General features: G+C 70.4%; 12 protein-coding genes. 10 read left to right on the top strand and 2 right to left on the bottom strand.

From position 1 onward, the window contains the following. The first annotated feature begins 20 nt into the window (after nt 1-20). From ACZ5DC_RS02785 to ACZ5DC_RS02765, 5 genes are all read left to right on the top strand, one after another. The gene (locus ACZ5DC_RS02785) at nt 21-1,136 is read left to right on the top strand and encodes an acyl-CoA dehydrogenase family protein (protein WP_468648704.1); all 1,116 of its coding nucleotides are present in this window, start codon (nt 21-23) and stop codon (nt 1,134-1,136) included. 59 nt (nt 1,137-1,195) lie between these two features. Further along, nucleotides 1,196-1,723: a nuclear transport factor 2 family protein gene (locus ACZ5DC_RS02780; protein ID WP_468648702.1), complete on the top strand. Its 528-nt coding sequence runs from the start codon at nt 1,196-1,198 to the stop codon at nt 1,721-1,723. 77 nt (nt 1,724-1,800) lie between these two features. Then, entirely contained in the window at nt 1,801-3,021 is a 1,221-nt protein-coding gene (locus tag ACZ5DC_RS02775; RefSeq protein ID WP_468648700.1) for a cytochrome P450, read from the top strand. A gap of 84 nt (nt 3,022-3,105) precedes the next feature. After that, complete coding sequence (locus tag ACZ5DC_RS02770; RefSeq protein ID WP_468648698.1) at nt 3,106-4,128, top strand: helix-turn-helix transcriptional regulator; 1,023 nt, start codon at nt 3,106-3,108, stop codon at nt 4,126-4,128. A 74-nt stretch (nt 4,129-4,202) separates the two neighbouring features. Continuing rightward, nucleotides 4,203-5,708 (top strand): MFS transporter, encoded by a 1,506-nt coding sequence (locus tag ACZ5DC_RS02765; RefSeq protein WP_468648696.1) that lies wholly within the window; start codon nt 4,203-4,205, stop codon nt 5,706-5,708. 114 nt (nt 5,709-5,822) lie between these two features. Here the strand turns inward: ACZ5DC_RS02765 and ACZ5DC_RS02760 are convergent, their stop codons facing one another. Continuing rightward, nucleotides 5,823-6,791 carry a Gfo/Idh/MocA family protein gene (locus ACZ5DC_RS02760; RefSeq protein ID WP_468648694.1) on the bottom strand — a complete coding sequence of 323 codons (969 nt, stop codon included), beginning with the start codon at nt 6,789-6,791 and terminating at the stop codon, nt 5,823-5,825. After that, nucleotides 6,788-8,254 carry an NDP-hexose 2,3-dehydratase family protein gene (locus ACZ5DC_RS02755; RefSeq protein ID WP_468648692.1) on the bottom strand — a complete coding sequence of 489 codons (1,467 nt, stop codon included), beginning with the start codon at nt 8,252-8,254 and terminating at the stop codon, nt 6,788-6,790. The genes ACZ5DC_RS02760 and ACZ5DC_RS02755 overlap by 4 nt, the downstream gene beginning before the upstream one ends. Before the next feature lie 224 nt (nt 8,255-8,478). On the opposite strand from ACZ5DC_RS02755, the gene ACZ5DC_RS02750 reads away from it, so the two are divergent. The 5 genes from ACZ5DC_RS02750 (at nt 8,479) to ACZ5DC_RS02730 (ending at nt 13,844) form a co-directional block, all read left to right on the top strand. Then, a complete protein-coding gene (locus ACZ5DC_RS02750; protein WP_468648690.1) occupies nt 8,479-9,732 on the top strand; it encodes a class I SAM-dependent methyltransferase in 1,254 nt (417 codons plus the stop codon). Further along, entirely contained in the window at nt 9,725-10,366 is a 642-nt protein-coding gene (locus tag ACZ5DC_RS02745) for a dTDP-4-dehydrorhamnose 3,5-epimerase family protein (protein ID WP_468648688.1), read from the top strand. The genes ACZ5DC_RS02750 and ACZ5DC_RS02745 overlap by 8 nt, the downstream gene beginning before the upstream one ends. Then, nucleotides 10,363-11,349, top strand: a complete 987-nt coding sequence (locus ACZ5DC_RS02740) for an NAD-dependent epimerase/dehydratase family protein (RefSeq protein ID WP_468648686.1) — start codon at nt 10,363-10,365, stop codon at nt 11,347-11,349. Before ACZ5DC_RS02745 ends, ACZ5DC_RS02740 begins: the two co-directional genes overlap by 4 nt. A gap of 116 nt (nt 11,350-11,465) precedes the next feature. Then, a complete protein-coding gene (locus tag ACZ5DC_RS02735; protein WP_468648684.1) occupies nt 11,466-12,587 on the top strand; it encodes an epoxide hydrolase family protein in 1,122 nt (373 codons plus the stop codon). Between the two features lie 27 nt (nt 12,588-12,614). After that, nucleotides 12,615-13,844, top strand: coding sequence for a cytochrome P450 (locus tag ACZ5DC_RS02730; RefSeq protein WP_468648682.1), 1,230 nt, complete (start codon nt 12,615-12,617; stop codon nt 13,842-13,844). Nucleotides 13,845-13,962 lie beyond the last annotated feature (118 nt).

The raw sequence follows: 13,962 nt of genomic DNA, 5'->3' as shown, positions 1-13,962 counted from the left end.
GCCGACAGGGAGGGTACGAGATGCACGAGCGCACCCCACGGGCCACCGGATCGGCCCTTTCCGTGGAGAAGTTGTGCACCCTGGCCGCACAGCAGGCCGGTACCGCCGACCGCACCGGCCGGCTCGCCCCGGAGGTCACCGACTCCCTCCGGGAGGCGGGGTTCGCCCGCCATTTCGTGGGCGCCCGCTGGAGCGGCTCCGAAGGTTCGTTCGCCGACCTCACGCAGGCGGTCGTCGCGGTGGGCCGGGAGTGCCCGGCCACCGCCTGGTGTGCATCGCTGAGCGCCTACTCCGCGCGGTTCGCCTGCCACCTCCCGCACGAGGGACAGCGGGCGCTGTGGGCGGATGGTCCGGACGCGGTGATCGCGACGGCGCTGATGCCCGGCGGACGGGCCGAGAACGCCGGAAGCGGCTGGCGCCTGACGGGCCGGTGGAGTTACGTCAGCGGAGCCGACTTCGCCGACTGGGTCCTGCTCTGCGCCGCCGTGGACTCCGGTGACGGGCCGCCCCGGCTCAGGTTCTTCGCCCTTCCCCGGGGCGCGTACACCGTTCACCAGGACTGGGACAGCGTCGGCATGCGGGCGACCGCCAGTCACACGGTCGTCGTGGACTCCGCCGCCGTCCCGGACCATCTGACGTTCGACCGGAGCGTCATGCTGACCGGAAGCAACCCGCACTCCGACGCTCCCGTCCACAACGTGCCGTTCCAGGCGGTGGGCGGACTGACCTTCATCGCTCCGGTGATCGGGGCGGGAACCGGTGCGCTGAGCGCCTTCGCCGCCCAGCTCACCGGGCGCCGGCGCACCGTGGTCAACGAGTCGGCCCTGGTGCGTGCCTCGGGCCGGGTCGACGCCGCACGCCATCTCGTGGAGGAGAACACCCGGGTGCTCGACGAGCGGTGGTTCACGCCCGAACACATGGCTCGCAACGAGCGCAACGCCGCCTTCGCCGCGGAGGCCGTCAGGGAAGCCGTCGGTCTTCTCGTCTCCGCGGCGGGCACCGCGGGTCTCGGGTCCCGGCATCCGCTGCAGCGGCTGTGGCGGGACATCACCTCCGCGACGAGCCATGTGGCACTCCAGTACGACACGGCAGCCAGGAAGAACTATGCAGCGGTACTCGCCGGACCGGCGGAGTGAGGTCTGCCCCGTCCGCCGGACGACGCGGATGACCGCCCGAGATCACGAGGAGATCACTGATGCACGCACCCCAGCGTTCCGCCCGGCGGGTGGACGCGGAACTCTACGTGGAGATCCTGCAGTTCTACGCCCGGCAGATGCCGTTGCTCGAGGAGCGGCGCCTGGAGGAGTTCCTGCAGACGATGACCGAGGACGGCTCCATCGAGCACGTGCCCAACGGGTGGCGGATCGAGGGCAGGAGCGCGCTGCTCACCGAGATGCGTGCCCGCCGGGGCGATCCCGACCGGCCGCTGGTGGGTGAGGTGTCGGCACGTCAGGCACGGGCGGACGAAGTGGCCTACTACGACGGGATCGTCTACCGGTACTGGTTCGACAGGATGCGCATCGAGCCGGAGTCGGACGACGTCCTGAGGGTCGGCTACCAGGCGATGGTCACCATGACGGACGCCTCCGGCAAGGTGAGCTTCGAGCCGACGACGACAGTCGAGGACGTACTGGTGCGCCGTGACGGCGAGTGGTACACGCGCTCACGCAAGGTCACCCACGACTCACCCAACTGGGCTGACAAGATCCACAACCCGTCGTGACCGGATGCCCGGCGCTGTTTCCGATGTCCCCAGCCGTCCGCCCGCCAGCAGCGGGCACCAGTGGAGGTGCCGCGATCGTGCCGTCGTCCCAAGAGTCCGAGGTCTTCCCCTTCGATGGCTCCTCCTATCGGGGGCCGGACCCCCGGTACGCCCGATGGCGGGCCCAGGAACCGGTGAAACGCGTCCGTACGGCGGGCGGAGTGGACGCCTGGCTCGTCACCCGGTACGAGGACGTGCGGGCAGCCCAGGCCGACCCCCGCCTGAGCAGGGCCTTGGCCTGCGGTCCGGGCGCCGCACGGATCGGCGGCACCATGTACACGACCCCCGACATGATCATCTCCATGGACTCGCCCGAACACTCCCGGCTGCGCAAGCTGGTGGCCGGGTCCTTCACGGCCCGCCGGGTCGAGCGCATGCGGCCACGTGTGCAGTCGGTGCTGGACAAACTGCTCGACGACATCGAGGCCAAGGGCTCACCGGCGGACCTCGTGCCGCAGCTCGCCCTCCCCTTCCCCCTGACGGTGATCGGCGAGCTGCTCGGCGTCCCGCCCGAGGACCTGAGGAAGTTCGAGGTGTGGGCGCGTGCCTTCGCCACCGTCGACGACAGAGCAGGAGGCGAGGCATCGCTGGAGGGCCTGGCGAAACTGAGCGAGTACATCGTCGGGCTGATCGCCGACAAGCGGTCCGAGCCGACGGACGACATGCTGTCGGAGCTGATCGCGGCCCGGGACCAGGACGACCGGCTCAGCGAGTCGGAGCTGGTGACCTTCGGCTTCACCCTCATCGGCGCGGGATTCGACACCACGGCGAACCAGCTCGCCAACTCGGTCCTGGCACTGATCGCGCATCATCGGGACCAGTGGGAGTCGCTGGTCAAGGACCCCGCCCGCATCCCGACCGCGGTCGACGAGCTTCTCCGCCACGTCAACCTGTTCGCCACCGACACCTCCGGCTTCCCGCGGATCGCAGCGGAGGACATGGAGATCGGCGGCGTCAGGATCTCCGCCGGCGACGCGGTCCTGCTGTCGCTGGCCTCGGCGAACCGGGACGAGACCGTCTTCGAGGATCCGGACCGCATGGACCTGGGCCGGGTCCGCAACCCGCATCTGTCCTTCGGCCACGGTATCCATCACTGCCTCGGCAAGCACCTCGGCCGGATGGAGATGGAGATCGCGCTGACCGGCCTGGTCCGGCGCCTGCCGGATCTGCGCCTGGCGGTGGACGAGGCGGAACTGCCCTGGCACGTGGGCGAGATCAATCACACCCTGACGTCCCTGCCGGTCGTCTGGGGACCCTGATCCCGTGGCCGGAGCACCCCGGCCGGCCGTACAGCCGCGGACGCGGCCCGGGCCCACCCGTGAACAACTGACATCCTGGACACCATGAGCGAGACCTCAGCACGCTTATTGAAGTTGTTGTCCCTGCTGCAGACCCCGCGGGAGTGGCCAGGCAGCGAGCTGGCCGAACGGCTGGGCGTCAGTCCCCGCACCATCCGCCGGGACATCGACCGCCTGCGTGACCTCGGATATCCGGTCAACGCCACGAGGGGGGCGGTGGGCGGCTACCGCCTGGTCGCGGGGGCCGCCATGCCCCCGCTCCTGCTGGACGACGACGAGGCCGTCGCCATCACCGTCGGACTGCGCACGGCGGCGCACGCGGTGGACGGCATCGAGGACGCGGCCGTGCGGGCGCTGACGAAGCTGGAGCAGGTCCTGCCATCGCGTCTGCGGCACAGGGTGAGCGCCCTGGGCGCCGCGACCGTACCGCTGCCGGGTTACGGACCCGGTGTCGCCGCCGAGCATCTGACCGTGCTCGCCGCGGCGGTCGCCGGCCGGGAGCAACTGCGTTTCGCGTACCGGTCGGCGTACGGCCGGCCCCGGCAGAAGCCGGGCCGGCCGCAGGACTCCCAGCGGCTCGTGGAACCTCACCGGCTGGTACCGACCGGCCGCCGCTGGTATCTCGTGGCATACGACAACGAGCGCGAGGACTGGCGGACGTTCCGTGTCGACCGCATCCGCGATCCGCAGCCGACGGGCGTACGCGCGCCGTTCCGGTCCCTGCCGTTCGAGGACGCCGCCGCGTACGTGACCCACCAGCTCTCGGAGCTCGCTCCCCTCTACCGGGCCGTGGCCACCCTCCACGCCCCGGCGAGCGAGATCGAGGACAGGCTCGGGGGCGCGGGCGACGAACTCGAGGAACTGTCGGAACACAGCTGCCGGCTCCGCACGCAGGCGGACTCTCTCGGGTGGCTGGCGTTTCGTCTGGTGAGCATCGGATGTCCGTTTGACGTGCACGAACCGCCCGCCCTTGTGGCATACATGCGAGATCTGGGCGCCAGGGCGACCCAGTCCGTCGACGGCTCCGCACGACCTCCCGCCGAGCGCGCCATTTCGGACGTCCGCTGACCTAGATGGGGTCTAGCGTCGAAGCGTTCGCGGGGCGAAACACCCCGCCCCCCCAACCTTCAGGAGCGAAGACCATGAACGCTGCCCAGGAGGCTCCTCCGGGCTCCGCCGAGGACCGGCGCCGATGGATCGCGCTGGCGGTGGTCCTGACCGCGTCCTTGCTGGACCTGGTCGACGCGACCATCGTCAATGTCGCGATTCCCACCGTCCAGCGGGACCTCGACGCCTCGTACAGCGCGATCCAGTGGATCACGGGCGGCTACACCCTCGCGTTCGCCGTGGGTCTGATCACCGGCGGACGGCTGGGTGACATCTGGGGCCGCAAGCGGGTGTTCCAGCTCTCCATGCTGGGCTTCACCCTGGCATCCGCCCTCTCCGGCCTGGCGATGGGCCCGGAGATGCTGATCGGGGCGCGTATCCTCCAGGGCCTCATGGCCGCCATGATGGTGCCGCAGGTACTGTCGATCATCCATGTGACGTTCAGTCCCGAGGAGAGCGGCAGGGTCTACGGGCTGTTCGGCGCCATCAGCGGCATCGGCGCGGTGTCCGGACCGGTCATCGGTGCGCTGCTCGTCGAGTGGGACCTGTTCGGCCTCGGCTGGCGGCCGATCTTCCTCATCAACCTCCCGATCGGCCTCCTCGGTCTGATCCTGGGCCAGCGCTACCTCACCGAGTCGAAGGCGCCGCACGCCGTGCGTCTCGACCTCGTCGGAGTCGCCCTGGCCTCGCTGAGCCTCCTGCTGCTGGTCTACCCGCTCACCCAGGGCAGGGAAGCGGGCTGGCCGGCCTGGAGTTTCGTGGCCATGGCCGCGAGCGTTCCCGCGTTCGTCGTCTTCATAGTGCACCAGCGGTCCAGGATCCGCGCCGGCAGCACGCCGCTCATCGAGTTGTCGCTGTTCAGGATCAAGAGCTTCTCGGCCGGCATCGCCGTCCAGCTCACCTTCGGCACCACGTTCGGTCTCTTCTCGCTCACCGGCACCCTGTACATGCAGATCGGACTCGGCTGGAGTGCGATCCACGCCGCTCTCACGAGTCTGCTGTTCGGCGCCACGATGGCGGTGTCGACCAACGTCGCCATGCGGAAGCTGATGCCGAAGTACGGGCGCACAGTGCTTCAGGCCGGAGCCCTGCTGATGATCGCGGGACTGCTCGGCTACTACTGGGTCGCCGACCGCCAGGGAACCGGCACCACGACCTGGGATCTGGCGCCGGTCCTGATCGTGGCGGGCTGGGCTCTTGGCATGATCATGGCACCATTGACGAGCGCGGTCCTGGCCAACGTCCCGTTCGAGCACGCTGGATCCGCCTCCGGGCTGACCAACACCGTCAACCAGATGGGCATGGCGCTCGGTCTCGGTCTGGCCTCGGTGGCCTACTTCAACATCGTCGACGAGGCCACCGCCGCGGAGCGGTCCAGTGGCGCCGCCTTCGTCGACGGATTCACCAACTCGTTGTGGTGGGCGATCGGCGGCATGGTGCTCGCCTTCCTCCTGATGTTCGCGCTGCCCGCGATGAAGCCCGCCGCAAAGGCGGACGAGCCGGAGCCGACCTCCGACGACGTCGCCGAGCCGGCGCACTGAGGACCCGTGCGGTGCGCGGTCCCGCCGGAACCACCGGGCGGGTCCGGGCCGCCGCGCAGACCGCCGTGGGCCAGGACGCCGACAGTCCTGGCCCACGGCCCGCTCACGCGGCGCTCACCCGCGCAGCGACGCCATCGCACGCACGTCGTCGAGCAGGCGGGCCTGCTCCAGACAGACACCGCCGGGCGAGCCACCGGCCCTCGCCGCCGCAGCGAACGCCATCACCGTGTTGTACACCTGGTCCTCGGCGGGAACACGCAGGTCCCGAGCGCCGGAGCCGTCGTCCAGCCGGATGACCGGCCGATGGCCGGCAGGGGGCGTGAAGGCTTGGTCCACCACGATGCTGCCGCCGGTCCCCCACAGCGCGTAAGTGCTGCGATAGGCGTGATCCAGTCCGAAGGAGACGTGCACGCCGGTGCCGTCCGGTGCCACGAGAAGCGCCGTCCCGGCCGAGTCGACCCGGTGTCCGCTGCCCCGCACCAGGGACGCGCCGACGACCCGCAGACCCGGCCCCAGGAAGTACCGGGCGGCGCGCAGCGGATACACACCCGTGTCCCACAGGGCGCCGCCGCCCAGCTCGGGGCGACGGCGGATGTCACCCTCGGGCCGCCGAGGCACCGTGAAGTGCGCCTCGAACAGCCGTAGTTCACCGATGGCCTCCTCGGCAAGGAGTTTGCGGACGGCAGCGTGCCGGCCGTGGTGGATGAACATCACGTTCTCCATCAGGGCCAGACGCCGGCTTCTGGCCAGCTCGACCAGCCTGCCGGTCGACTCGCGGCGCAACGACACCGGTTTCTCCACGAGCACGTGCTTGCCCGCGAGCAGTGCCGCTTCGGTCCATTCGGCGTGCAAGGCCGCGGGCAGCGGCACGTACACGGCCTCGACCGCCTCGTCCGTCAGCAGCGCCTCGTATCCGTGCACCGCCCGACAGCCGTAGACGCCGGCGAATTCCCTCGCGCGCCGGGGGTCACGGCTCGCCACCGCGACAAGCTCCGTCAGCGGAGCCTGGGCGATGCCCGGGAGCATCCTGCGCCTGGCGATGTCCGCGCATCCCATGACCCCCACCCGAAGCGGTTCCGTCACAGCTTCACCGCCCCGCTGTTGAGGGGCGAGAGCAGGGAGCGGGCCTGCACGTTGACATAACGGCTGTGCTGGGCGAGCCAGTTCAGCTGTCCCGGGGTCACCCAGCGGTATCCGGGAGGCGGTGTCGACAGTCCGGCGGCGTCGACGTCGTCGATGTCCACGACGAGATAGCGGCTGACCGCGTTGAGGAAACGGCCGCCCTCCTCCGAGTGCAGCGCGGCGTAGCGGATGCTGCGCGGCGCGGCGTCCAGCACCAGGTCGAGGAAGCGCGGGGCGGCGGGTGCCGCGTGTCCCCCGTAGTTGTCCGGGACGCACTGCACGGTGGGTCCCAGTTCCACGGTCTCCAGGAACCCGCCCTCCGCCCGGGCGTGGACCAGCAGATGGGGCACCCCGCCGAAGCGGCCCGAAAGGAAGGCCGTCACGCCGGTCGCGACCGGCTCGAACAGCGGCTGCGTCCAGCCGGCCACCTCACGGTTCGCGGCCTCCGCCCGGACGGCGACCACCCGGAAGAACCTGTTGTCGAGACGGCGGATGGCCGTTTCGGTCCGCACCCACCCGTCCACCTCGGCGAGCGGCAGCGGCTCGGCGCACACGTCGTGACGGGCCTTCTCCGTCGTGACCCAGGACAGCAGATCGACGTCGGAGGACAGCGCCTCCGGCTCGGCCCGGAGGTTCGGTGCACACGCCAGCACCGTCCGGGCGTCCATGTTCACCACGGTGTCCCGCAGCAGCAGTTCGCCGAGCTGCCCCAGGGTCAGCCAGCAGAAGTCCGGGTCGGGCGGCACGTCCTCGCGCGTCTCGACGATGACGTTCCGGTTGGCCTTGTGCAGGAACCACGAACCGTGCTCGGACTGCAGGACGTCGACAAGGACACGGGTCGGCCGCAGGCCCGTGAAGTAGTCGAGGTACTTCACAGGCTCACCCCCGTGCACCTTGGTGTAGTTGCTGCGGGTGGCCTGCACGGTGGGCGAGAGCTGGACCAGCCGCGGATTGCCCGGCTCCATCTTCGCCTGCATCAAGAAGTGCAGCACGCCGTCGAACTCCTTGGCGAGGATGCCGAGGATGCCGACCTCCGGCTGGCTGATGATCGGCTGCTGCCAGTCCTGGGCCCCCTCCGCCACGCGCACACGCAGACCGTGCACGGTGAAGAAGCGCCCGCTGTCGTGGGCCAGGTTCCCCGTGGACCGTTCGAACGACCAGCCCTCGAGCTGGTCGAACGGAATCCTGTGTACGCGAAACGGATGAGCGGCACTGCGCTCGGCCAGCCAACGGGAGAAGTCCCCGGTGGACATCCCGGCACCGGATCCGACGGCCGCCGCGGAACGCCGGAACCGCTCGGGCAGTGTGGCGTCCTCCCGGGACCGCAGACCGGTTGGCCCGGTCGGTGATCCGCCGTCCGGCCTGGTGCGCTGTGCCCGCCCCGAGGAGGCGTCGGCCGGGACCGTTTCGGTCGGTTCGCTCATGCCGGTGTCCCTTTCAGGAGGGGCCGTCGGTCTTCGACGGCACTCACCGTAGAAGCGGAGTCTGGAGACCCGGTCGTACGGTCCTCCAGCCGCCCGGTCGCCCTCGACGGACCACGAAGGAGCGAGTCGACGAATCCTCGAGGCCCTCGTGGCACTGTCTCGGCTCACCGGCCCCTGCTGAGCCGGCCGGGACAAGAAGGGCCCTTTCACCACCAGGAGGACGAGTGGTCATCGATCGCTGCCGCGTCTGCGGCAACCGCACGCTGCTGCCCGTGCTGGACCTCGGCCCACAGGCCCTGACCGGTACCTTTCCCCGGTCGCGTGAGGAAGTCGTCCCCGTGGTCCCGCTCGAACTCGTCCAGTGCTCGCCGGAGGGCTGTGGACTCGTGCAGCTGCGGCACGTCGCCGACTTCGGTCTCATGTACGGCGAGGGCTACGGTTACCGCTCAGGCATACGCCCTTTCATGATCCGGCACCTGAAGAGCAAGGTGGACGCCGTCACCAAGCTGGTCGCTCCCGGCCCCGGTGACCTGGTGGTGGACATCGGCAGCAACGACTCCACCCTGTTGCGGCAGTACCCGGCGTGCGGCCCAGCCCTGGTGGGCGTGGACCCGGTCGGTGCCAAGTTCCGTCATCTGTACCCGCCCGGCGCGGAGTTGATCACCAAGTTCTTCTCCAAGGAGGTGTTCACCGAGCGGTTCGGCGCGCGCCGAGCCAAGGCCGTCACCTCGATCGCGATGTTCTACGACCTTCCGGACCCCCTCCGGTTCATGCAGGACATCCGCGACATCCTGGCCGACGACGGGGTGTGGGTGACCGAGCAGAGTTACCTGCCGTCGATGCTCGAGGCCACCGCCTACGACGTCGTCTGCCACGAACATCTGGCGTACTACAGCCTGCGGCAGATCGAGTGGATGGCCGAGCGGGTGGGGCTGACGGTCATCAAGGCGGAGCTGACCGACGTGTACGGCGGCAGTCTGGACGTCACGCTCGCCCGGACCCCCACCCGTCATCCTGTGGACGAGACGGGCCTGGCCGCCATCCGCGCACGGGAGTCCGCCCTCGGTCTGGACGGCCCCACGCCGTTCACCCGGTTCGCACAACGGACCGAGCGGTACCGCGACGCGCTCCGGGAGTTCCTCGACGACTCCCGCAGGGCCGGAAAACTGACGGTCGGTTACGGTGCCTCGACCAAGGGCAACGTGATCCTCCAGTACTGCGGACTGGGCCCGGACGACCTTCCGTGCATCGGTGAGCCCAACGAGGAGAAGGCCGGTCGCTTCACCCCCGGCACCGGCATACCGATCGTCTCCGAAGCCAAGGCCAAGGCGTACGGACCCGACCAGTTGCTGGTACTTCCGTGGATCTACCGCGACGGGTTCGTCGAGCGGGAGCGCGACTTCCTCGCCGGCGGCGGGAAGCTGGTCTTTCCGCTTCCCGTTCTCAGCGTCGTCGAGGGCGGTGCCCGGGATGCGTAGCCGCGCGCTCGCCGTGGCCGGCGCCTTCGAGTTCACCCCCGAGGTGCATACCGACGAGCGCGGACTCTTCGTGTCCCCCTTGCAGCACTCCGCGTTCGTGGCTGCGGTCGGTCACGAGTTCACCGTCGCCCAGACCAACCACAGCAGATCGGCCAAGGGGGTCCTGCGCGGCATTCACTTCACGAGCACTCCGCCGGGGCAGGCCAAGTACGTCTACTGCGCGCGGGGAAGCGCCATGGACGTCGTCGTGGACGTCCGGGTCGGGTCACCGACCTTCGGCCTGTGGGACGTCGTCCACATGGACCCCCACACCTTCCGGGCCACGTACTTCCCGGTCGGGGTCGGGCACGCCTTCCTCGCCCTCGAGGACGACACCGTCATGTCCTACCTGGTCAGTTCGGCGTACCGGGCCGAACTGGAGCAGGCCATCGACCCGTTCGACCGCTCCCTCGCCGTGCCCTGGCCGAGCGGCACGGAGTTCGTCGTCTCCGGGCGGGACCGGACCGCACCCGGTCTCGCGCAGGCCGAGGCCGCCGGCGGGCTTCCGCTGTACACCGCATGCCTGGCCCTGGAGCACGGCCGTGCGACCGCCCGCGCGGCAGGTGCCGGAAGCCGTACCGGCGGCCCGGAGTGACCTCGGCCCGGAGGGCCGGAGCCGTCGCGGTCCTCGGCGGCACCGGCTGCATGGGCCGCCACATCTGCGCCGCATTCGCAGGGCGGGGCGCCCGGGTCGTGGCCGTCTCCCGCCGTCGTACACCCGTCGTCGACGCCTACCGGTTCCTCCCGATGGACGCCGTCCAGTGCACGGCCGGGGAACTGGCCGCCGTGCTGACCACCGAGAAGGTCGACACGGTCGTCAACGCCACGCTCGGCTGGGGCCGTACGGAAGAGGAGATGGGCTACACCAACGTGCGTCTGGTTGAGCGGCTGGTGGGCGCACTGCGCGGCATGGCGGATCCCCCGCGCCTGGTTCATCTGGGCACCATCCACGAGTACGGCCCGGTGCCGCACGGCACGCTGATCGACGAGGACGTGCCGCCGCAGCCGCAGACGCTGTACGCCCGGGCGAAGCTCACCGCCTCGCGCATGGTGCTGGAGGCGGTTCGGGCCGGCCTGCTGGACGGCATCGTGCTCCGGGTGACCAACACGGTCGGCCCGCATCCGGCCCCGGAGAGCCTCTTCGGCGCGCTCGCCGCCCGGCTCAGGGACGGCGGGGCGGCCGAGGGCGTCGAGCTGACCATCGCCGACGCCCGACGGGACTACGTCGATGTCAGGGATGCCGCCGACGCCGTCGTCCGGGCGGCCCGGAGCCCACTCGCCGATCCCCTGGTGAACATCGGCCGAGGGGAGGCACTGCCCATCCGCGCACTGGTCGACGCGCTGGTCAGGGCGACGGGGCTGCCGCCGGAGAGCGTCCGTGAGCGTCAGGGCCCCGTGGCCGGCCGGAGCGCCGGAGCCGACTGGATCCGCGTCGACAACTCCCGCGCCAGGCGGCTCCTGGGCTGGCGGCCCCGCTATGACATCGACGAGTCCATGCGGGACCTGTGGGACACCGTACGTCCGGCGCCTGCCCCACCGGCGCCGGTTCCCGGCGGGGACGGCCCGCCTCGGCGGTAGGCGCCGGTGCCGGGCCGGACCACCGCTGCACGCGGACTCGAGTCCCGTTCGACACCGGCGCGCGACCTTGTTGCGCGGCCGCCCACGACCTCCCGAGGATCCGGAAAGGAGCCTGTATGAACCCGCGCGTCACCCCTTACCGGGTGCACGTCCCCGACGCACAGCTCGCCGATCTGCGGCACCGGCTGGCGAGCACCCGCTGGCCGGAGGCCGAGACGGTCGGCGACTGGTCGCAGGGCATGCCACTGGCGTACGCGAAGGATCTGGCCGCGTACTGGGCACAGCGGTACGACTGGCGAGCCACCGAGGCCCGGCTGAACGCCGTTCCCCAGTTCCGCACCGACATCGACGGGCTGCGGATCCACTTCCTGCACGCCCGCTCGCCGCATCCCTCCGCACTCCCCCTGCTGGTCAGCCACGGCTGGCCCGGGTCGGTGGCGGAGTTCCTGGACATCATCGGCCCACTCACCGATCCACCGGACCCCGCGGACGCCTTCCACGTCATCTGCCCGTCGCTGCCCGGATACGGATTCAGCGACAAGCCCGTGGACTCCGGCTGGCCGGTGGACCGGGTCGCGGCCGCCTGGACGGCACTGATGGATCGGCTCGGCTACGACCGGTACGGGGCGCACGGTGTGGACTGGGGCTCCTTCGTCACCGCGGCCATGGCCGAGACCGACAGCGGCAACCTGGCCGGCATCCATCTGACGATGCCGTTCGCCCGGCCGCCCGAGGAGCAGGTCGCACTGGACGAGCGCGACCTGGCCGGGCTGGCCGCGATGAAGGAGTTCCAGCGACAGGAGGGCGGCTATTCGGCCATCCAGAGCACCCGCCCGCAGACGCTCGGTTACGCCCTGACCGACTCGCCGGTGGGGCAGCTCGCCTGGATGGCCGAGAAGTACTGGGCCTGGAGCGACCACGACGGGGATCTGGACAAGGTCATCCCCAGGGACCGGCTGCTGGACGCCGTCTCGGTCGGCTGGTTCCGCGCGACGGCGGCGTCCTCGGCGCGCATCTACTGGGAGAGCCAGAAGAAGCTGGCCCTCGCCCCGACCGGCGTACCGACCGCGGTCTCCAACTTCCCGAAGGACGGCCGGATGCCACGGTCGTGGATCGAACGCAGGTTCACGGATCTCCGCCGTTGGACGGACCACCCCGTCGGGGGCCACTTCCCGGCTCTCGAACAGCCGGACGCCCTCGTCGGAGAACTGCGCGCTTTCTTCCGCACCCTGCGTTGACGACAAGCCATCAGGAGGAACCCACCCGTGACGACGATTTCGACCGAACCCGGGACCGGCTCCGCAGCGGAGGGCAAGGACTTCCCGTACCAGCGGAAGTGCCCCTTCAGCCCGCCGCCGGAGTACACCGCGATGATCGAGGAGGACGTCTCGCAGGTAGTGTTGCGGGGCTCGGGCCTGCGGGTATGGACGGTCACCGGATACGAGACCATCCGGGGGCTGCTCACGGATCCGCGCGTCAGCGCCTCCCGCAAGCACGCCAACTTCCCCTTCTACTTCATCGCCCCGCCGGAGTACCGCACCGAGACGTCCTTCATCGGTTACGACGGCGAGGAGCACGTGCGCACCCGTCGCAAGGCCGCGCTGACCTTCACCCACCGGCAGGTGCAGCGACTGCGCCCGCGCATCGAGGAGATCGTCGACGCGCACCTCGACAAGATGCTGTCCCTCTCCCCGCCGGTGGACATGCACCGGGTGTTCTCGCTGGCCATACCGATGACCGTCATCTGCGAGCTGCTCGGCATCCCCCAGGACCGGCACGACTTCTTCATCAAGCACGGAACGGCGCTGCTGGGTGGGCACAGCAGCAGCGAGGAGCGGCGGGCGGCGATCGTGGAGGTCAACGCCTACATCGGCGACCTGATCCAGACCAAGCGCCGGGAGCCCGGGGACGACCTGCTCAGCCGCGCCATGGCGGACTACGAGGCGTCGGGCGAGGAGTACACGGACCGGGACCTGTTCAACATGGTCCGGCTGCTCATGAACGGCGGGCACGAGACCACCGCGAGCCAGATCTCGCTGGGCACCGCCTGCCTGCTGGAACATCCGGACCAGCTGGACCTGCTCCGCAGCGATCCCTCGCTGGTGAAACCCGCCGTCGAGGAACTCATCAGGTTCGCCACCATCGGGGACACGGCCGTGCCCCGGGTCGCCCTCGAGGACATCGAGATCGGCGGCAAGGTGATCCGCAAGGGCGACGGCATCCTCTGCCTGGGGCTGGCCGCCAACCGCGATCCGGAGATCTTCCCGGAACCCGACCGCCTCGACATCACCCGAGGCAGCAGGAAGCACCTCGGCTTCGGCCACGGGGTGCACCACTGCATCGGCGCCGACCTGGCGCGCCTGGAGCTGGAGATCGTGTGGAGCAAGCTCTTCCACCGCATCCCGACCCTGAGGCTCGCCAAGCCCTTCGACCGCCTCCCGCGCAAGGAGGGCGCGGTGATCTACAGCCTGTGGGAGCTGCCGGTCACCTGGTGACCTCCCCCGTCGCGGGGGGGGGGGGGGGGGGGGGGGGGGGGGGGGGGGGGGGGGGGGGGGGGGAGGGGGGGGGGGGGGGGGGGGGGGGGGGTGGGGGAGGGGGACAAGAGTGGGGGGC

Source organism: Streptomyces sp. NPDC031445 (genome assembly GCF_055581365.1).
This window is presented reverse-complemented; position numbering and strand designations above follow the sequence as displayed.